This is a genomic window from Streptomyces sp. NPDC059455 (assembly GCF_042750115.1).
In the GTDB taxonomy this organism is placed as follows: domain Bacteria; phylum Actinomycetota; class Actinomycetes; order Streptomycetales; family Streptomycetaceae; genus Streptomyces; species Streptomyces endocoffeicus.
This window is the reverse complement of sequence record NZ_JBHYVB010000002.1, coordinates 99,095-117,433: the sequence shown is the minus strand read 5'-3', so window position 1 is coordinate 117,433 and position 18,339 is coordinate 99,095. Positions and strand designations below refer to the sequence as shown.

The 18,339-nt window shown below is 68.5% G+C and carries 17 protein-coding genes and 2 pseudogenes; 9 read left to right on the top strand and 10 right to left on the bottom strand.

Going from position 1 to position 18,339, the window contains the following annotated elements; genetic code table 11:
• Positions 1-37 precede the first annotated feature (37 nt).
• The 3 genes from ACFXB5_RS01395 (at position 38) to ACFXB5_RS01385 (ending at position 3,086) form a co-directional block, all read left to right on the top strand.
• Positions 38-463: a GNAT family N-acetyltransferase gene (locus tag ACFXB5_RS01395; protein ID WP_201848467.1), complete on the top strand. Its 426-nt coding sequence runs from the start codon at positions 38-40 to the stop codon at positions 461-463.
• A 257-nt stretch (positions 464-720) separates the two neighbouring features.
• The gene (locus ACFXB5_RS01390) at positions 721-2,085 is read left to right on the top strand and encodes a hemolysin family protein (RefSeq protein ID WP_385201285.1); all 1,365 of its coding nucleotides are present in this window, start codon (positions 721-723) and stop codon (positions 2,083-2,085) included.
• Entirely contained in the window at positions 2,082-3,086 is a 1,005-nt protein-coding gene (locus ACFXB5_RS01385; protein WP_385201283.1) for a hemolysin family protein, read from the top strand. The genes ACFXB5_RS01390 and ACFXB5_RS01385 overlap by 4 nt, the downstream gene beginning before the upstream one ends.
• A 24-nt stretch (positions 3,087-3,110) precedes the next feature.
• On the opposite strand, the gene ACFXB5_RS01380 is transcribed toward ACFXB5_RS01385, so the two are convergent.
• Positions 3,111-3,365 (bottom strand): hypothetical protein, encoded by a 255-nt coding sequence (locus ACFXB5_RS01380; RefSeq protein ID WP_385201281.1) that lies wholly within the window; start codon positions 3,363-3,365, stop codon positions 3,111-3,113.
• Positions 3,366-3,455: 90 nt separating this feature from the next.
• The gene (locus tag ACFXB5_RS01375; RefSeq protein WP_385201279.1) at positions 3,456-3,692 is read right to left on the bottom strand and encodes a hypothetical protein; all 237 of its coding nucleotides are present in this window, start codon (positions 3,690-3,692) and stop codon (positions 3,456-3,458) included.
• Between the two features lie 66 nt (positions 3,693-3,758).
• On the opposite strand from ACFXB5_RS01375, the gene ACFXB5_RS01370 reads away from it, so the two are divergent.
• On the top strand, positions 3,759-4,529 hold the full coding sequence (locus ACFXB5_RS01370; protein ID WP_385201277.1) for an SGNH/GDSL hydrolase family protein: 771 nt from the start codon (positions 3,759-3,761) through the stop codon (positions 4,527-4,529).
• 329 nt (positions 4,530-4,858) lie between these two features.
• Here ACFXB5_RS01370 and ACFXB5_RS01365 read toward each other — a convergent pair whose 3' ends face one another.
• On the bottom strand, positions 4,859-5,965 hold the full coding sequence (locus ACFXB5_RS01365; protein WP_385201275.1) for an IS110 family transposase: 1,107 nt from the start codon (positions 5,963-5,965) through the stop codon (positions 4,859-4,861).
• A 586-nt stretch (positions 5,966-6,551) separates the two neighbouring features.
• Here ACFXB5_RS01365 and ACFXB5_RS01360 point away from each other — a divergent pair.
• The gene (locus ACFXB5_RS01360) at positions 6,552-7,709 is read left to right on the top strand and encodes a hypothetical protein (RefSeq protein ID WP_385201273.1); all 1,158 of its coding nucleotides are present in this window, start codon (positions 6,552-6,554) and stop codon (positions 7,707-7,709) included.
• Positions 7,710-7,733: 24 nt separating this feature from the next.
• Here the strand turns inward: ACFXB5_RS01360 and ACFXB5_RS01355 are convergent, their stop codons facing one another.
• Positions 7,734-8,375, bottom strand: a complete 642-nt coding sequence (locus ACFXB5_RS01355; RefSeq protein ID WP_385201271.1) for a nucleotidyltransferase domain-containing protein — start codon at positions 8,373-8,375, stop codon at positions 7,734-7,736.
• A 319-nt stretch (positions 8,376-8,694) separates the two neighbouring features.
• Here ACFXB5_RS01355 and ACFXB5_RS01350 point away from each other — a divergent pair, with 319 nt between their 5' ends.
• Both ACFXB5_RS01350 and ACFXB5_RS01345 read left to right on the top strand, forming a co-directional pair.
• Positions 8,695-10,233, top strand: coding sequence for an ATP-binding protein (locus ACFXB5_RS01350; protein ID WP_385201269.1), 1,539 nt, complete (start codon positions 8,695-8,697; stop codon positions 10,231-10,233).
• 172 nt (positions 10,234-10,405) lie between these two features.
• Positions 10,406-11,490: pseudogene (locus tag ACFXB5_RS01345) on the top strand (integrase core domain-containing protein).
• Positions 11,491-11,598: 108 nt separating this feature from the next.
• Here ACFXB5_RS01345 and ACFXB5_RS01340 read toward each other — a convergent pair.
• The gene (locus ACFXB5_RS01340) at positions 11,599-12,093 is read right to left on the bottom strand and encodes a cupin domain-containing protein (RefSeq protein WP_385201267.1); all 495 of its coding nucleotides are present in this window, start codon (positions 12,091-12,093) and stop codon (positions 11,599-11,601) included.
• A gap of 81 nt (positions 12,094-12,174) precedes the next feature.
• Here ACFXB5_RS01340 and ACFXB5_RS01335 point away from each other — a divergent pair, with 81 nt between their 5' ends.
• Positions 12,175-13,026 carry a LysR substrate-binding domain-containing protein gene (locus ACFXB5_RS01335; RefSeq protein WP_385201265.1) on the top strand — a complete coding sequence of 284 codons (852 nt, stop codon included), beginning with the start codon at positions 12,175-12,177 and terminating at the stop codon, positions 13,024-13,026.
• On the opposite strand, the gene ACFXB5_RS01330 is transcribed toward ACFXB5_RS01335, so the two are convergent.
• Complete coding sequence (locus tag ACFXB5_RS01330; RefSeq protein ID WP_385201263.1) at positions 12,988-14,760, bottom strand: ISL3 family transposase; 1,773 nt, start codon at positions 14,758-14,760, stop codon at positions 12,988-12,990. The two genes, ACFXB5_RS01335 and ACFXB5_RS01330, sit on opposite strands and share 39 nt — an antisense overlap.
• 256 nt (positions 14,761-15,016) lie before the next feature.
• Here ACFXB5_RS01330 and ACFXB5_RS01325 point away from each other — a divergent pair.
• Positions 15,017-15,342 (top strand): annotated as a pseudogene (locus tag ACFXB5_RS01325) (integrase); the annotation flags it as partial.
• A gap of 388 nt (positions 15,343-15,730) precedes the next feature.
• On the opposite strand, the gene ACFXB5_RS01320 reads toward ACFXB5_RS01325, so the two are convergent.
• The 4 genes from ACFXB5_RS01320 to ACFXB5_RS01305 form a co-directional block, all read right to left on the bottom strand.
• Positions 15,731-16,570 (bottom strand): MBL fold metallo-hydrolase, encoded by an 840-nt coding sequence (locus ACFXB5_RS01320; protein ID WP_385201261.1) that lies wholly within the window; start codon positions 16,568-16,570, stop codon positions 15,731-15,733.
• Between the two features lie 262 nt (positions 16,571-16,832).
• Positions 16,833-16,970: a hypothetical protein gene (locus ACFXB5_RS01315; RefSeq protein WP_385201259.1), complete on the bottom strand. Its 138-nt coding sequence runs from the start codon at positions 16,968-16,970 to the stop codon at positions 16,833-16,835.
• 30 nt (positions 16,971-17,000) lie between these two features.
• A complete protein-coding gene (locus ACFXB5_RS01310; protein ID WP_385201257.1) occupies positions 17,001-17,528 on the bottom strand; it encodes a hypothetical protein in 528 nt (175 codons plus the stop codon).
• Positions 17,529-17,717: 189 nt separating this feature from the next.
• Positions 17,718-18,308 (bottom strand): LysR family substrate-binding domain-containing protein, encoded by a 591-nt coding sequence (locus tag ACFXB5_RS01305; RefSeq protein ID WP_385201255.1) that lies wholly within the window; start codon positions 18,306-18,308, stop codon positions 17,718-17,720.
• Positions 18,309-18,339: the final 31 nt, after the last annotated feature.

Sequence of the window (18,339 nt, the reverse complement as noted above, 5' to 3'; positions counted from 1 at the left end):
GTCGACGCCGCGGTCCGCCCGATGGTGGGATACGGACATGAACGATCTCCGGATACGGGCCGCGGCCCCCGCCGACCTCGACACCGTGCTCGCCTTCTGGAAGGAGGCGGCGGAGGGCACCAGCATCAGCGACGACCGGGACGGGGTGGCCCGGCTGCTCGACCGCGACCCGGAGTCGCTGCTGCTGGCCGAGCGGGACGGTGAGCTCGCCGGAACCGTGATCGCCGGTTTCGACGGCTGGCGCTGCCATCTGTACCGGCTGGCCGTCCACCCCGGGCACCGCCGCCGCGGCGTGGCGACGGCCCTGCTGGCGGCGGCCGAGGAGCGGTTCGCGGCCCTGGGCGGACGGCGCGGGGACGCGATGGTGCTCAACGGGAACGACCTCGCCCACCACGCGTGGAGCGCGGCCGGCTATGCGCCGCAGCCGCAGTGGAGCCGCTGGGTCAAGCCGCTGCGCCCCTGACCCCGGCGGCCCTCCCGGGCGCGGCGCCGCCGTGCGGGGCCTTCAGGGCCTGTCTGGAGTTGTGATCTGGGCTCGCGGGGCGTGGCACGCTCCCCCAGCTACCGCTGGGAGGTACCCCCTCTCGCGGCGTTGCCGAAACACCCTAGTAGCTCCGCTACGAGGGCCTTCCGGCGCCTTGCGATCGCACGCACCACGCCCCGCTCCCTGATCCAGATCACAACCCCAGACAGCCCCTAGCATGGGACAGAGGTGAACCGATGACCGAAGTCCTCCTCCTGGCCGTGGCGCTCCTCCTGGCGGTGGCCTGTGGCGCCTTCGTCGCGGCGGAGTTCTCGCTGACCACGGTCGAGCGCAGCGAGCTGGAACGCGCGGCCGGGCGCCGGGAGCGCGGCGCGGCCGGGGCGCTGAAGGCCGTGCGGAGCCTCACCTACCAGCTCTCCGGCGCGCAGCTCGGCATCACCGTGACCAATCTGGTCGTCGGCATGCTGGCCGAGCCGTCCGTCGCGGCCCTGCTGGCCGGGCCGCTCACCGCGATCGGTGTGCCCCCGTCGGCCGTCCACTCGACCGCGCTGGTGCTCGGCACCTTCCTGTCGACCGTCGTGCTGATGGTCGTCGGCGAGCTGGTGCCCAAGAACTGGGCGATCTCCCGGCCGCTGCCGGTCGCCAAGGCCGTGGCCACTCCGCAGCGCGTCTTCAGCTCCGTCTTCCGTCCGCTGATCAGCCATCTCAACAACACCGCCAACCGCACCGTGCGCCGGATGGGCCTGGAGCCCGCCGAGGAGCTGGCCTCCGCGCGCGGTCCGCAGGAGCTGATCGCCCTCGCCCGGCACTCGGCCAAGGAGGGCGCGCTGGAGAAGGGCACCGCCGAGCTGTTCGTCCGCACCCTCAACCTCGCCGGGCTCACCGCGGAGAACGTGATGACCCCCAGGGTGCGGGTGGTGGCGCTGGACGTACGGGCCACCGCCGAGGACGTGGCCAACGCGACCCGCGCCACCGGGCTGTCCCGCTTCCCCGTCTACCGGGGCAGCCTGGACACCGTCGCCGGTCTCGTCCACATCAAGGACGTGCTGGCGGTCCCCGCCGAGGAGCGGCCCCGCCGCCCGGTGTCGGAGGTGATGCGCGACGCGGTGTTCGTCCCGGAGACGCTCACCGTGGACCGGCTGCTGGACCGGCTCTCGGCTCAGCGCAGCATGGCCGTGGTGATCGACGAGTACGGCGGTACGGCCGGGGTCGTCACCCTGGAGGACATCGTCGAGGAGGTGGTCGGCGAGGTCCGCGACGAGCACGATCCGCATGAGACCGCCCAGCTGATCCCGATGGGCCGGGACCCCGAGGGCCATACGCTGTATGACGCGGACGGCGCGGCCCGCGTCGACCAGCTGGAGCGCATCGGGCTGCGGGTGCCCCCGGGCCCGTACGAGACGCTGGCCGGGCTGATCGCCACCGAGCTGGGCCGGATCCCGGCCGTCGGCGACACCGTCGAGCCGGCGGACTGGTCGGCGGAGGTGCGGAAGGTGACGAGCCACCGGGCGGCCCGGGTCCGGCTGCGGGCGCCGCTGCGCGGCGCCGGGGGCGACGGGGCCGGCGGAGTGCACGGGGCGGAGGGGGCGACGGGCCGATGACCGTTCTCCAACTGCTGATCGGCCTGTTGACGCTGGTCCTCAACGCCTTCTTCGTGGGCGCGGAGTTCGCCCTGATCTCGGTGCGCCGCAGCCAGATCGACCCGCATGCCCAGCAGGGCGACCGGCGGGCGCGGGCCGTGCTGTGGGGCCTGGAGCACCTGTCCGCGCTGCTGGCCGCCGCCCAGCTCGGGATCACCCTGTGCACGCTGGTGCTGGGCGCCGTGGCGGAACCGGCCATCGCGCATCTGCTGGAGCCCCTGTTCCATGTGGTGGGCCTGCCGCTGGGTCTGGTGCACCCGATCTCGTTCGTGATCGCGCTGACCCTGGCCACGTATCTGCACATGCTGTTCGGCGAGATGGTGCCGAAGAACGTGGCGCTGGCCGAGCCGGTGCGCACCGTGCTGCTGCTCGGCCCGCCCCTGGTCGCCCTCGCCCGCGCCCTGCGCCCGGTGATCTTCGGGGTGAACGCCCTGGCGAACGGGGTGCTGAAGCTGTTGCGCGTGGAGCCCAAGGGCGAGGTCGCGGCGTCCTTCTCCGATGATGAGCTGGCCCGGATGGTCTCGGACTCCAGCGAGGCCGGGCTGCTGGACGACCGCGCCACCGAGCGGCTGCGGGACGTGCTGGAGCTGGGCCGGCGACGGGTGCGGGACGTGGTGCTGCCCATGGAGCGGGTGGTCAGGGCGCGGCTCGGGGTGACCCCCGATGAGCTGGAGCGGCTGTCGGCGCGGACCGGCTTCTCACGGTTCCCGGTGGTGGACGACTCCGGGCGGATCCTGGGCTATCTGCATGTGAAGGACGCGCTGGACGCCCGGCCCCGGGATGTGCCGTTCCGCCCCGATCAGCTGCGCCCCATCCCCCGGGTGCGGTCGCTCACGCCGCTGGACGACGTGCTCACCGCGATGCGCGACAGCCGCACCCATCTCGCGGCGGTCATCGCCGCGGACGGACGGCTGGAGGGGCTGGTGACCATGGAGGACGTACTGCGCGAACTCGTCGCCTGAGCGCTGCTGCCCGCCCGTGTCCGGTCATTCCTCGGGCTGTCTGGACTCATGGGCGATGATGCACGCCTGCCAGTGGGCCAGCGCCTCCTCCCGGCCGCCGCCACCCTCCTCGGCCACCGCCACCAGCGCATGGGCGGCCATCGCGGCGAGCCGCACCGCGACCCGGCACACATCGCGCGTATCGAGCGGCTCCAGGAGGGCGGCGGCGCCCTCCCCGTCGTCGGCGAGCGCGGCGGCGACGATGGCCATGGTCGTACGGTCACATTCGAAGGCATCCACGCCGACCAGACTGCCCCGCCGCGCGGCGCCGGGAACCCCGGGCGGTCCAACCGGTCCAACCGCGGCCCCGGCCGGACGGCCGCGCGAGGCTCAGCGGCGGGGGCCGGAACCAGGGCCGGGACCGGGGCCGGGCCGGGTGCCCATCGGGTCGTAGCGGAAGATCACGTACTCGACCCGTCCGATGACCTTGGTGCGGTTCGTCCGCCGGTAAAGCTCGGGTGGCCGGAAGATGTTGTCGTCGTAGATGTCCGCGCCGGGCTCCACATTCCAGCTGGCGGTCGTCCCGTTCCGCGCTCCGCCCTCGAAGTAGATGTGGGTCATCGCCATGCGGCTCATCATGCTCGCGCTCGGCGGTCCACGCAGCCCACGTACCGGGATAAGATCGCCCGAGCCATGCAGACGAACATCACCTACAGCAGCTTTGTCGCCGTCGGCGACTCCTTCACCGAGGGCATGTCGGACGCGCTTCCCGACGGCACCTACCGAGGCTGGGCGGATCTGCTCGCCGGGCGGCTCGCGGCCCGCGGCCCCGGGTTCCGCTACGCCAACCTCGCCGTACGCGGCAAGCTCATCGGGCAGATCGTCGAGGAGCAGACCGGCCCGGCGGCGGCCATGGGCGCCGACCTGGTGACCCTGGTCGGCGGGCTGAACGATGTGCTGCGGCCGAAATGCGATGTGGGCCAGGTGTGCGGACTGCTGGAGGAGGCCGTCGAGCGGCTGGCGCCCAGCTGCAAACGGCTGGTGCTGATGCGCAGCCCGGGGCGGCGCGGACCGGTGCTGGAGCGGTTCCTGCCCCGGATGGAGCGGCTGTTCGCGTTCATCGACGAGCTCGGCGAACGGCATGACGCGACCGTCGTGGACCTGTACGCCTCCGAGGCGGTCGGGGACCCCCGGATGTGGCACGAGGACCGGCTGCACCTGAACGCCGAGGGGCACCGGCGGGTCGCCGAGGCCGTATGGCAGGCGCTGGGCCATGAACCGCAGGAGGACTGGAACGCGCCCCTGCCACCCGCGGTGCCCGCCGGGTGGCTGGCCCGCCGCACCTCGGATGTGCGGTTCGCCCGCCAGCACCTCGGGCCGTGGATCGGCAGGCGGCTGACCGGCCGCTCCTCGGGCGACGGGCGCGCTCCCAAGCGCGCCGAGTTGCTGCCGTACGAGGGCTGATCCGTCAGGCCGGCTTCCCCGCCCTTCGGCTAGGGTCCTTCTGACGGATCTCCGTGGAGGAAGGAGCGGTGTCCGGTGCGTGCTCTCGGCGTGCCGCGGGGAAGCCCTCGTAGCGGAGCTACTTGGAGTTTCGCGCGGTGCGCCGAGAGTGCGTGCAGGGCGCCGCGACGCCGCGGAGATCCGTCAGAAGGACCCTAGGTCCGTCGGCCACCGGTCTGGCCTGCGAGGACGGCCAGTAGACTCTGTGCACTGTTCTACCTTCATGACCATCTGTGCAGGTCAGAGGCCACGAATTGCGGTCCGTGAGAGATCGTTTCTCACAGACGCCCCTATAACGGGGGGATGCTGGATACCGTCCTGACCAGGTTGAAGACCTCGCGGGCGGCATATCGCTTCAGGCATCGGATGATCTCACGTCGGGTCTTGCCCTCCTGGGTGCGGCGTTCGTAGTACGCCTGGGTGCGCGGGTCATGGCGCAGCCGGGTGAACACGATACGGTGCAGAGCGGCGTTGGCCTGCCGGTCGCCGCCCTGGTTGAGCCGGCGCGAGTTCCGACGGCCCGAGGAGTACTCGACGGGACTGACTCCGCACAGAGCGGCGAAGGACGCCTCGGAGTTCAGCCGCTCGGGATTGTCTCCCATCGTGATCAGCAAGGTGACGGCGCTGTCCGGGCCGATGCCCACCGGCGTGAGCAGCTGCGGGGCGTGGCGTTCGACGAGCCGGGTCAGGCGCTGATTGAGCTCATCGATCTGCCCGGTGAGCTGCTCGATGCGCTGGGCGAGCAGGCTCAGGGTGATGCGGGTGGCCTGGGCCACGGCGTCCTCATCGCCCCCGCCGTCTTCGCCGTCGCGCGGGCTGAGGCGCGCGCAGGTGCGGAACAGCTCACGGTTGCCCAGGCCAGAGAGTCGTTCCCGTAGGGCCGGGTCGGCTATGACCAGGACGGCCTTGAGCTGGTTGATCGCCTGGGTGCGAGCCTTGACCGCCGAGTCCTTCGCGAGTTTGAACATCCGGGCGCTGTGCACCGGACCGTCGCCGGATTTTGCCCGGGCTCGGGCGCGACCGCTGAGCACGGCCCGCGCAGCAGCCTGCGCATCGAGCGGGTCCGACTTCCCGTGCAGACGGCGGGCTGTGCGGTCGGGCCGGTTCACGTCGTACACCTGGACGTGCTGAGCAAGCAGGTAGCGGGACAGGCCCGCTCCAAAGGTGCCGGTGCCCTCCACTCCGGCCCGGCGCACCGTCCCCAGCCTGCGGGCCCAGACGAGCAGCCGACGGTAGCCGTCCGCCGTGGCCGGAAAGGACTCGGTGCCCAGAACCTTCCCCAGCGGGGAGACCACGGCGGCGACATGAACCTCGCCGTGCGTGTCCACGCCGAGGACGACCTCGCCCGGAACGGGGGGATCCGTGCTGGAGGAGGTGCTGCGCTGTCTGGTCGTCATGGTGGTTCGCCTCCCACGTTGTGACGTGCTGGTGGATGGCACCGGCCCGCTCGGGCGGTCTGAACTGTGATGGCGCCTGATCGTCGGCAAGGCCCCTATTGGGACACGCCCTGTGGCTCGGTACCAGCAGGCGCCATCCCGCATGGACAGTCGACACGCCTGTGACTGGACACTTCGGTCATAAATCTCATGAGTCAGACCCCCGTCCGGGACGGCACTACGCAACCGTCGCATCGATCCCGGCACAACGGCATGGTCCGACCACAGCCGGAAGGCTTCGTCCGAACCGGCGCTCACCCCGGCCTGGACGGGCTGACAAAAAGTCGGCTCTTCGCCCACTCGTGACCGGCATTGACAGACAGCCTGTGGACCGCCTCATCAGCAGCCCTTCTTCGGCCGTCGCACGAACGGCCACAACTCTCCCTTTGTTGAACGACTGTCCCCCAAGTCATATAGCGGGCTGCCAAGGAGCCACGTCGTAGCAGCCCGGCAAGAGCCGTCACCCAGCCAGAAGACGCGCACCTGGCGGCCTATGACTCGTTCGTTCTCAGTACCGCACTGATCTTCCCTGAGCATCCGGAGATGCTTGAAGTTCGACCAGGTCGCCCGCCCCGGGTTGTTCTTCAGGGCGTTGAACAGCGACTTGCCGTCCAGGCCGACCACGTCGACCAGGCTCAGCAGCCCGCGTCGCTCCGACGACCCGGCCGAAGATGGTGTGCGCATCGGCGTCGTCGAAGACCAGGCACGTGATCGAACGCCGCCTGGCCGCCACCGCCCGACCGAACCGCTGACCACGAAGCAAGGAGACGAACGGATGAGCCCCGACGAACCGCACCTGCCCCGCATTGCCGACCCCGAGCACGTCAAGATGATCAAGCTCTTCGCGACCTGGCGTGTCCTTCCTCGGCTGCGGGCCCGCGCCAAGCGAAGCCACATCGCACCCAGCGTCCGACGGTTCGCCGCCGAGCAGATCAAGTACGCGACCACATTCCTGCAATGGCTCGGCGAGCGCAACAGCATCCTCGCGTCCTGCGGTCAGATCGACATCGACGCCTGGTGGGTAGAGAACACCGAGCACAGCCGCACCTGCCTGCGAGCCTTCCTCAGCTGGGCAATGCAGAGCCGCCGCTGTCGACGCACCCTCTCCATCCCCGCGATGAAAGTCTCCCGGCGGGCCGCGCTGAGCGAGGACGAGCACCTCGATGCCCTTGGACGGCTGCTGACCGACGCGGAGATCCCCATGCGTCTCCGAGCCGCCGGAGTCATCGTCCTCGTTTACGCACAGCCCGTGAGCCGTATCGTCCGGCTCAGCGTCGACGACGTGATCCGCGACGGCGACACCGTGCTTCTACGGCTCGGCGAGCCAGCCTCGCCCGTTCCTGCACCGGTCGCCGCGCTGCTGCTGGAGCACATCGCAAACCGCGAAAACATGAACACTGCTACCAACCCTGCATCCCGCTGGCTCTTCCCCGGGCGCCGGGCGGGCCAGCCGTTTCACCCCGACCACCTGTCTGCGCTCTTGAACGAGGTCGGGGTCCCGGCCGCCGCTGCCCGCGGTGCTGCCATCCGACAGCAACTCCTCGAACTACCCGGCCCCGTCGTTGCGGACGCCCTCGGCTACCACGACAAGACCACCAGCCGCCTCATCAGAGAGACAGGCGGGACATGGAGCCGGTACGCCCCAGGAGATCACGCGAGGTCTCCAACAGGCTGGCTTCCTCGGGCACCGGCGACAGTCGATTAGGCGGTCACACCAGTAAACCGTTGGCTACAGGCCCGCGATCCAGGGGTGTCCCGGGTGTACGCGGGCGAGTAGCTCGGCCAGGGTCTCGCGCTGAGCCGAGGTCATGTGCGGGACGGTCGCCTCGAAGTCTGTTTGATCCTTTCGACGGGCGTGCTTGGCCTTGAACAGCAGGACCAGTTCGGGCGCCAGATACGGGATGCCGTCCTGGGTGTGATGGACGATGTGGCTGTAGGGAAGCCGGATCCTCGCATCGCGTCGGCAGATCCAGGTGTCGCCGTCGTGTGGTTCGCGGAACACGTCGAGCAGGTAGTTTCCGGTGGCCGGATCGCGGAGCCATGTCTGGTGCACGGCGGCCAGCACCTCCGGTGTGGCGTCCTCCCTGATCCGGCCGCTGCCTACAGCGTCGAAGACGTATCCGGGGAAGCGGTGGCGGGCCTCGGGAAAGCTCGCGGCCGGAATCGCGATCTCGATGTCTCCATGAGCGCGCGTCTGCGTGCCGCGGAACAAGTCCAGCGCCCAGCCCGCGGCCACACACCAGGGCGTGCTGATCCCGGCCAACCGCTGCGCGACCTCACTCGGGGTCCAGCATGATGACCACCTGGCGGGGAGGGCTTCGATCTCGTCGGGTGACAGCTCGATGCCGCCGCTGGGTAGTTGCTCGCTCACCGAAGGAATCTATCAGCGGACTCGAAGGTCCCTGGCCGTAGTCGATGAAGGCGATGAACGAGTCCTGGAGTTGTACGCCGCTGGAGATCACAGCCGGTCACCAGCGGGCTGCGTTTCTCGGGGAACCGGCGACAGTTGAATACGCGAGCCCACCAGTAACGGCCGTCCTCGGCGGCGCCATCAAGGAGTACCGCTATGCCGCTTGATCAGCAGCGGTGACCTTTTCGAGGCTGGCAGGTATAGCCGTGTCTTATCGGGTTTCGTATAGGTCGAGCTATACTGATGCCGTAGGATTCGGTAGACCTATCTGGAGACGAGCATGGAGAAGCCAGGGCATGTGCTCGACCGTGACGCGCAGTGGACGGCGCTGGTGCGTTTCCTTGAGCGGGGAGGGCAGCCACTGCGCATCGGCCTGGTCTCCGGGCGCCGCCGTCACGGCAAGTCCTTCCTGCTGCGTGCCCTGTGCGATGTTGCGGGTGGCCTGTACATCACGGCGGTCCAGGAAGAGGGAACGCGCGCGGCGCAGCACCGCTTCTGCGCCGCCATCGCGCGGCACGCCGGCCTGCCCGAGAGTGCCGTCCGACTCGATGACTGGGAGCAGATCCTCACCACGGCGCTTCAGGTGGTGGCCCGGCGCGCGGAAGCCGGCGGCGCTCCGCTGCTCGTGATCGACGAATTCCCGTACCTGCTCACCCACAGCCCGCAGCTGCCTTCGCTGCTCCAGCACCTGTACGACAGCTCGCAGGCCGACCGGGCTCCCGGCGGACGCCTCATTCTGTGCGGGTCGGCGATGTCGGTGATGCACGAGCTGCTCTCGGGCACTAAACCGCTGCGCGGCCGTGCCGTACTGGACATGCGGCTGGGCCCCTTCAGCCACCGGCAGGCCGCCGCGCTGTGGGGCATCGACGACCCGCAGCTGGCCTTCCAACTGCACGCGGTCCTCGGCGGGGCCCCGGGCTACCGGCAGTTGGTCCAAGACGATCCGCCGGCCGGTATCGACGGTTTCGGCGACTGGGTCGTGGACAACCTCTTCGACATCGACCTCGGCCTGTTCACCCGTAACGAGACGGAGTACCTGCTCCGTGAGGACCCGCGGATCACCAACCGCGTCGTCTACTACGAGGTCCTCTCCGCCGTCGCGGCCGGAGCCACCACCCCCAGCAAGATCGGCGGACTCATCGGACGCGAACGCACCGCCCTCGCCCACATCCTCGACGTCCTCCTCTCCTCCGGTTACCTGCGTCGCGAGGACGACCTGCTGCGCCAGCGCAAGCCCACCATCACCGTGGCCGATCCGATCATCCGCTTCAACCAGCTGATCACCGTCCCCTACACCGACCTGCTCGAGCGCCGCGAAGGCCAGCAGGTGTGGCAGGCGGCTGCCCCCACCTTCGCCTCGCAGATCCTCGGGCCCCACTTCGAAGAACTCGCCCGCGACTGGGTGCGGCTCCATGCCGCCGACGAAGCCGGCATCACCGCCGGAGCGGTCGGCACCACCGACATCCACGACACCGAGGGACGTGCCAAGCACGAACTCGACGTCGTCGCTCTCACCCCCGGCGACAAGCCGCGCACTCCCACGGCGCGCATCGCCCTGCTCGGCGAGGCCAAGGCGACCGTCCGACGCCGCGGCGTGGAAGACCTGGAACGCCTGGAGCGCATCCGCACCGTTCTGGATTCTCAGGGCCACGCCAGTGCCGATGCCGCTCTGGCCTTGTTCTCCCAGCACGGCTTCACCGCGCCGCTCCGCGAGGCGGCCGTTCGCCGCGACGACGTCCACTTGATCGACCTTGCCGCGTTGTATGGGCGCAACGACCATCAGCTAGGATCACATGATGCGCTCCGGCATGGCACTTGACGGCTACTGTGGGTCAAGGGGTCGCAGGTTCAAATCCTGTCGTCCCGACCAGCGTTTTCGCAGGTCGAAGGCCGTTTCCGCAGGTAGCAGGAACGTGCGCCGTTCAGAAATGCGTCGCTGCAGCTCATAGGGCATCTGGTGGACTTCGCAGGTACGCTGGGATCATGGTTGGGTGATCATCTCACTGGTGTATCAGGCGACGCGGAAGCTGCTCTCCCTTCCGGCGGTGCTGTTACGCAAGCAGGCAGGCAAGGACGCTGAACTGCTGGTGCTTGGGCATGAGAACGCGGTGCTGCGCAGGCAACTCGCGAGGCGGGTTCGGTACGAGTGGGCGGACCGGCTGTGGTTCACAGCATTGTCCTCGCTGATACCCCGGCGTCGCTGGTCCAAGGTCTTCCCGGTCACACCGAGCACGCTGCTGACCTGGCACCGCAAGCTCGTCGCCCGCCGGTGGGACAACTCCCGACGACGCCGAGCTCCCGGACGGCCACCCACGCAGGCCGCCGTCAAGAACCTCGTGCTTCGCCTTGCCCGCGAGAACAGCCGATGGGGCCATCGCCGGATCCAGGGCGAACTGGCCCGGCTCGGACACCCGATCGCCGCCTCCACTGTCTGGCAGATCCTCCACACCGCAGGAATCGCCCCCCACCCCGCCGCACCGGCCCGACCTGGTGCGAGTTCCTCTCTACGCAGGCCACCGGCCTCATCGCCTGCGACTTCCTCCACATCGACACCATCAGCCTGCACCGCCTGTACGCCCTGATCTTCCTCGAGCACCACACCCGGCGCCTGCACATCGCCGGCGTCACCGCACACCCGACCACGGCCTGTGCCACCCAGCAAGCCCGCAACCTCGCCACCGACCTGGGCATACACATGGACGCGCTGCGCTTCCTCATCCGAGACCGCGACAGCAGGTACACCGACGCCTTCGACGCCGTGTTCCAGGCCGAGGACATCGAGATCATCAAGACGCCGGTCCGCGCGCCCAAAGCCAACGGCCACTGCGAACGCGTGATCGGCACCCTCCGCCGAGAAGTCCTCGACCACACACTCATCCTCGGCGAAGCTCACACGCGCCAGGTCCTGGCCGCGTACCAGAGGCACTACAACGCGCACCGCCCCCACCGGGCCCGACGCCAACTACCTCCCCAGGCAGATAGGCATCCACCTCCGGTCCTGGAGCCGGCCAGCCGCAAAGTCCTGCGCACTCGCCTCCTCGGCGGCGTGCTCAACGAGTACAGCTACGCCGCTTGACCAGGCGCGCCGATTATTCGAGCCCCACAGGTTCGGACGCGAAAGGCGGGAGCGCCACGGCCCCAGAGGCCGAAAGGAGGGCGGCCGGGCCGTTCCGTCCCGCCGACTTCAGGCGAGGTCGGTCGCGGGCTGTGTCGCGTAGCGGCTCATTGTGTCGATGTTGGCCTGTGGCGTCAGCGGCTGTCCGGATGCGAGCACCTCATGAAGGTCTCGGAAGTACTGCACATACAGGTCGGGTGTGAATGTGCTGAGCATGACGGCGGGTTGGTCGGTCAGGTTGGCGAAGGTGTGCGGGGTGCCGGGCGGAACCATGACGAGCGTCCCCGCGGCGGCGTCGTAGTCCTCGTCCCCGACGGTGAACCGCACGGTGCCGGAGAGGACATAGAAGCCCTCGTCGTGTTGGCCATGGCGGTGCTGCGGCGGGCCCTGCGTGTGCGGGGCGAGGATGGACTCGGCGATCGCGAGGCGGTGCCCGGTGTGGCTGCCGTCCTCCAGAACGCGCATGCGCGTGGCGCCCAGAACGATCGTCTCGCCATCGTGGGGACCCACCACCGATACGGCGGGGTCGGCCTGCGGCTCGCTGGTCTTCGCTTTTTCGGTCATGGTCACGAGTGCACCGCCGGGACCTCGCCGGTGTCCAAGACCCATTCAGCAGAGCCGATACCTCATGGGTATCGTTGCAGCATGGAGCTACGGACCTTGCGCTACTTCGTGGCGGTCGCCGAGGAACTCCACTTCGGCCGGGCCGCCACCCGACTGCATATGAGTCAGCCGCCGCTGAGCCGGGCGATCAAGCAGTTGGAAGCCGAGGTCGGGGCCCTGCTCTTCGCCCGCTCGACCACCGGCGTCACGCTCACTCCAGTGGGCGCGGTGCTGCTCGACGAGGCGCGAGCCCTACTCGACCACGCCGACCGCGTCCGGGTACGTGTGAGCGCAGCAGCCGGCGTCGCGACTATCACCGTCGGCATCTTGGGCGACGGCACCGACCCGGGAGTGGCCAGGCTGGCCGCGGCCTACCGCCGAAACCACCCCGGAGTCGACATCCGCATCCGCGACACCGATCTGACTGACCCGACGTGCGGACTGCGCGCTGGACTGGTCGACGTCGCCCTCACCCGGGCACCGTTCGACGAGACCGCTCTGACGGTGCGTGCGCTGCGGACCGATCCGGTCGGCGTGGTCCTGCGCGCCGACGATCCGCTGGCCCGCCGCGATGAGCTGCGGCTGGCCGAGCTGCGCGACCGCCGGTGGTTCCAGTTCCCGCAAGGCACAGACCCCATCTGGCAGTCGTACTGGAACGGTGGCAGGCCGCGGGAGGGACCAGTGGTGCGCGCCGTCCAGGAATGCCTGCAGGCTGTGCTGTGGAACGGCACGGTCGGCCTGGCCCCGCTCGGACACGACCTGCCCGCGGAGTTCACCGTGGTGCCGCTGATCGACATGGCGCCGAGCCGAGTGGTGGCGGTGTGTAACGAAGGAGACACCAATCCGTTGACCCGATCATTCATCAAGATCGCGACAGCCGCGTACCGCCACTGAGGATCGGCAATGGCGCTGCCGCAGCTCGTGAACAATTCGAACGCTGCAGCCCTCGTGACCGCCTCCGGAAATGGTGAATATCTGCTGTCGCTTCTCGGGCTCTGGCTCAACTTGTGTGACGCGGCCACTCTCCGTCACGCCAATAGGACACGCTTGCGAAGAAGTTGGAAGCCCGCACGCCCGAACATCTGACGCTTGAGCATGAATGATCCGGTTGACATGCCCCTCGACTGCGCCCGAGCTCCAGGGCAGGGTCGATCCGGCGATGACGGCGTCGAGGTCGCGGTCGATGCCGGCGGCGAGGGTGTGAAGACTGGGCAGGTCGTCCTGCCGGACGGCGTCGAGCCAGTCCGGGAGACGCTCACCCTGGCGCTCGGTGAGCATGACCGCGAAGGAACGGACGTGTCGGGTGAGGGCGTCGAGCTCGGGGCAGTGGGTGCGGACGGTTTTGAGCTGGAGCTGTTCAGGCTCGGTGAGGGTCTCCGGTCTCCTGAGCACCCATCCGGCGACCGTTCGGGGCGACGGTGGCCGGGCAGTCACCGGCCGCGGCGAGGTGCGCTTCTTGTGCAGGTAGGCACGGACGCGCTGGTAGCTGCCTTTGTAGCCGAGCGGCACGATCTCCTCCCACAGTTTCCAGGCGTTGGTGAAACCCTCGTTCCAGCGGTCGTCCAGGTAGGGCTTGTAGTCATCGAGGACGGAGGGCCGGTTCTGCCACTGGCCGGTGAACAGCTCCTCCGGGGCCGCGGCGTCGGCGAGCTGCTTGACGGTCCGCCAGGTCATGCCGAGCTGACGCTGGATCGAGCGGCGGCTGTGCCCGGCCTCCAGCAGTGCGTGGACGGCAGCGTGCCGGGCCCGGGTACGGTCGGCAAACCGATGGCCGGTCGGCCAAGGCGAGGCGGACGGTTCTTCCTTTGGATCGGGCTCCGGCTCGGGTTCGGGGGCAGCCGGGACGAGGGCGCTGAGACAGCGGCGGTGCTGGGCGACGGCTCTTTCTGCGGCTTCGCTCAGGTTGTGCCAGAGGTGCCACCGGTCCGCGACCTGGACGGCCTGCGGGGCGCCGGCGGCGGCGCCTTCGGCGAAGAACGGTGCCCGGTCCCGGCAGACGACCTCAACGCCTGGCCGTTCGGTGAGCCAGGCCGCGAGGCTGGATGCCTCCCGGTCCGGCAGCAGGTCGACGGGGCGGCGGGTTTCGATGTCGACCAGGACGGTGCCGTAGTGGCGGCCCTTGCGAGTGGCGTACTCGTCGACGCCGACCACACGCGGAGCGGCCACCTCGGGCTCGGGAAGAGCGTCCACCAGCCGGAGCACCGTGCTGCGGCTGACGGACACCCCGAGAACCCGGGCGATGCGAGCCCCGGACCGGCCCGCGAGGGCCAGACCGACCGCGGCCAGGGTGGAGCGCAGCCGTTCGGTCCGCTGACCGTGCCGACGTGTCAGGCCGGGTATCTGCTCGACGAAGGTACGGCGTGCGCAGTCCGAGTTCCCGCAGCTGAACCGGCGGACCCTCAGCTGGAGAACAACGCTTCGGCCACCGCTCGGAACATCAGCGGGAAACCGCAGGTAGGAACCATGAACCCGGTTCGACCAGATGCCGCAGACCGGGCACACGGCGCCGTCCGCAGTGCATTGCGCATCAACGCGCACTATCTCGATGTTCACGTCCACCGACAGCACCGCGACGTCCGCGATCGACGGGAACAACAACTCCTTCAGCCGGAACACGACCTCTTCCACGGCCCCGAACTGTCAGCCCAACTACCGTGCCCACGAACCACTTTCGGGCGACTTCACGTACGGCTCGAAGGGGCCCGGCCGTCACTCAGAGTGGCCGCGTCACACAAGTTGAGCCAGAGCCGCTTCTCGTGAACAAAGCCACTCCTGGGGCTCAGAGCAACACCAGCCTCAAGCGTTCCCGATCTCGTAACCATCCGCCGATGGGCCACACCACGCAGGCTGGGAAACGATCAGGGTGAGCTTGGGATCTGCCGCATTGTCCTTGCTGTACAAGGTGACCCGGAAGCCGCTGACTGTTCCATCGGTGCTCCTCCGTCGCGGGACGGCGAAGGACGCGGAACTCCTGGTGCTGCGGCACGAGAACGCGGTCCTGCGCCGCCAGTTGGCCGGACCGCTCCGTGGCCCGCCGACCGGTTCTGGTTCGCCGCCCTGTCCGGGCTGACACCTCAGCGCCACTGGCTCAGGATCTTCCCTGTCACCCCCGGCACCCTGCTTGCCTGGCACCGCAGATTCATCGCCGCAAAGTGGGACTACACCGCGCGCCGGGGCACCGGCCGCCCACCCACCCCGGCGGCGATCAAGAAGCCCTTCGACGCCTTCTTTGCGGCCGAGGAGATGGACATCTTCACGAGCACCGGCCCCACCAGGCCCGCGACCAGCTACCACCCGACACCCACGAACAACCCGCCACGGCGCATGGCCTCAGCACTGGAAAAGTCCTAAGCGCCCGGATCATCGACGGCCTCATCAACGAGTACAAATACGCGGCATGACATGCAGCGATGCCTTTTCGAGCGGCACAGGAAAGCCTCGCTGAGCGTACCAATCGCTGGGCGCAGGCGTCCCGTGGAAGCTACCGACGGGTATGGCCTGCGGCTGGCGCCCAGACCGAGGCAACAAGCTCGGCCTTCAAAGCCCTGGAGGACCGCCGGGTATGCTCAACGGCCGGGCACATCGAAATTGGCGCCGATCAGCCGGAAAGCCGCGGGATCCCGTCGTACGCAGTAACGTCGTGGGCAGGCACGATTTGCATGACGTCCGCGAGCGCAATCACGCGAAGCAAGTCATCACGTACTAGTTTGGGATCGGTATCGGCAAGCTTACGCAGGAGGAGTGGCCGCTCAACACGACGGCGGATGGCATCGATTTGCCAGGTCAGGTCACCGATGAAGGCATACCGTTTGCCGGTCGGCAGAGTGACGAAGACGATCACGGAGCCAGTCGTGTGACCTCGGGCGGGAACGATCACCACCGAGCCGTCGCCATATACATCGAAGCTCGACGAAAAGCCCAGATAGGCCGGTCCGCTGAGTTCGTATTGATGAATCTTGTGACTTGCGGAGACTTCACGGAACACTTTCCCGCCGCGATGCTCGCTCGCATATTGAAGTTCACCTTCATTAATCCAGATGGGCACCTGAAGCTCGTCGAGACCGCTGACATGATCCCAATGAGAATGCGTCAGCAGCACACCGCGCAGCCCGCTGCGGTCGTAGTCGCTGGCGGTAAGCTGTTCGCTGGCGGTGCCGGTCACCTGATATGGAGCGCGCTCCATACGCGGGAGAGACTGAATGTGCGCCGAAACGTGAGATCCGAAACCCGCATCGATCAATAGGTCACCCTGCGGGTGCCGCACCAGGATCGCCGTGGCGGCGAAACGGCGCTTATCACGGAAGGAGCCGCCCTTGAAAGCGAATGCAGCCCTGGTTTCGTAGGTTCCAGTAGGCAATTGATACAGAGCCATTTCAGATGGCGGCGCGGCCTCAGGGAGAGATCCTGCCCAAGCAGAAGGCATCGGAAGTGGTGACATGAAGGTATGGTCCGGTACCGCCAAAGCGAGTGTCCAATACCTGTTCTGCAGGCCCGATACCCACGAGGTATCGGGCCTGCAGAACAGGCACTGGCCTCGATTCTTCCGAAGGCTGACGTCCTCGCGGTGGACGGCTGGCAGCCCGATATGCCCCGTGCCGTGTCGGGACTGGCCGTCGCGTGACGCTGCCGGGGTCGGGTTCCACGGGCCCGAGGGTGATGCGATCCTCTCCCGTCCGGTGGCGTCGGGGTGGTTACGGCCGTCAGGTGAGGGCCGGAAGCCGGGTGGCCCGCTGCCAGGCGGTCGTGAACGCCGTTGTCCAGGGCCAGATGGGGTCGAGGTGCAGGGTGCGCGTGCGGGCGTGGGCGGTGAGCCGGTCGGGCAGGTGATACAGCTTCATCCGGATCGTCTCCGGCTCCGCGGCGGCGCGTCAGGGTTCGTCGTGCAGGAGAAGGAGCCGGGTCCAGGCGTCGAGGTCGGCGGCGAGGGTGGCGGCCAGCACCCAGGCGGCGTTGAGTTGCCAGGACCTCGAGGGCAGCAGGCCGAGACCGACCCGCTTGATCGTTTTCACACGGTCCTCGATCTCGGCGTGATCACGGTAGAGGGCATCGACGAACCACACCTGCCCGGAGGCCGGAACCCCGGAAAGCCCGTGGTGGGCAAAGATGTTGGTGGCAATCATCTGGTAGGGCCAGCCGGTGCGCCTCTCGAAGGCGGTCAGCTTCTTCGCGTCCCGTCGGGACGTTTTGACTCGGCGCACGATCAGCCGCATCCCGGTGGGCCAGCCGGCCAGGTCGCGCACCCCGGTCAGCTCGGCGACCTGGCAGGAGAGCCACTCGCCATCGGGGCCCTTGATCTTGTGGACCTCGCCGTCCTGCCGCAGCGCGGAAGTCCACACCTGCTCGGGCAGCAGCGCGATGGCCTGCTCGTCGGTGGTGTCGATGGCCCAGCCGGTCACCCAGCGCACCCGGCGCCGACTGGTGGGCCCGGATGTGCTTCGTCGCTGCCTGGTTCGTTCCGTGTCGGCATGCGGCCCAGCCGGTCTGGATGAATTCGACGCCGTTCCAGGTGATGCCACCGTCAAAACCGTGCCGCCTACGGAAGCTCACCTGGGCGCGGTTCGCCGTCAGCGCGGTGCCGATGAGCGTCAACGTGTCTGCGCTGTGGCGAGTTCGACGAACGACTGGACCAAAGGGCTGTTCGCCGTGGTGCGCCATGCAACGATCAAGTGACTCGGCAGCATATCGGCCAGCGGGACGACGGTGATGCCGTCCGGAGGTTCGTGATTGAGGGGCGCCGGCACGTGGCCGAGCGGCGCGATTCCGATGGTTCCGTTCCACAACACCGTGCGGACGCACTCCTGAACGGTGCGCGCCACAGGGCCCTCCCGTAGCGGCTCGCCGAGTTTCACGCCGTTCCAGTAGGCACGCCAGAGCGGGTCAGTTCCCTCAGGAAACTGAAACCAGGTGCGCTCGTCGAGATCGGACGGGTGGAGTTGCTCGCGTTCGGCAAGAGGGTCGTCGACCCGCAGAACCGCCCCGACCGGTTCCGTACGGATGACGCGGCCGCTGATCCCATTTGCTTCAAACGGCGCTCGGGTCACGGCGACACCGACCAGGCCGGCACGCAGCCCGGTGGTCGGGGCGGTCAGATCGGCTTCGACGAGGCGGACAGTCACCCCTGGGTGGCGACTGCGAAAAGCGGAGGCCAGGGATGTACCAGCGCCAGCGCGCTCCACGCTGTCGCCGAGAGTGCTGATGGTCAGGCTC

Excerpts from the sequence above, each read along its gene's own strand:
- ACFXB5_RS01350 (WP_385201269.1), top strand. The coding sequence starts at position 8,695 with ATGGAGAAGCCAGGGCATGTGCTCGACCGTGACGCGCAGTGGACGGCG.
- ACFXB5_RS01385 (WP_385201283.1), top strand. The coding sequence starts at position 2,082 with ATGACCGTTCTCCAACTGCTGATCGGCCTGTTGACGCTGGTCCTCAAC.
- ACFXB5_RS01340 (WP_385201267.1), bottom strand. The coding sequence starts at position 12,093 with ATGACCGAAAAAGCGAAGACCAGCGAGCCGCAGGCCGACCCCGCCGTA.
- ACFXB5_RS01390 (WP_385201285.1), top strand. The coding sequence starts at position 721 with ATGACCGAAGTCCTCCTCCTGGCCGTGGCGCTCCTCCTGGCGGTGGCC.
- ACFXB5_RS01320 (WP_385201261.1), bottom strand. The coding sequence starts at position 16,570 with ATGTCACCACTTCCGATGCCTTCTGCTTGGGCAGGATCTCTCCCTGAG.
- ACFXB5_RS01395 (WP_201848467.1), top strand. The coding sequence starts at position 38 with ATGAACGATCTCCGGATACGGGCCGCGGCCCCCGCCGACCTCGACACC.
- ACFXB5_RS01315 (WP_385201259.1), bottom strand. The coding sequence starts at position 16,970 with ATGAAGCTGTATCACCTGCCCGACCGGCTCACCGCCCACGCCCGCACG.
- ACFXB5_RS01365 (WP_385201275.1), bottom strand. The coding sequence starts at position 5,965 with ATGACGACCAGACAGCGCAGCACCTCCTCCAGCACGGATCCCCCCGTT.
- ACFXB5_RS01335 (WP_385201265.1), top strand. The coding sequence starts at position 12,175 with ATGGAGCTACGGACCTTGCGCTACTTCGTGGCGGTCGCCGAGGAACTC.
- ACFXB5_RS01370 (WP_385201277.1), top strand. The coding sequence starts at position 3,759 with ATGCAGACGAACATCACCTACAGCAGCTTTGTCGCCGTCGGCGACTCC.
- ACFXB5_RS01375 (WP_385201279.1), bottom strand. The coding sequence starts at position 3,692 with ATGGCGATGACCCACATCTACTTCGAGGGCGGAGCGCGGAACGGGACG.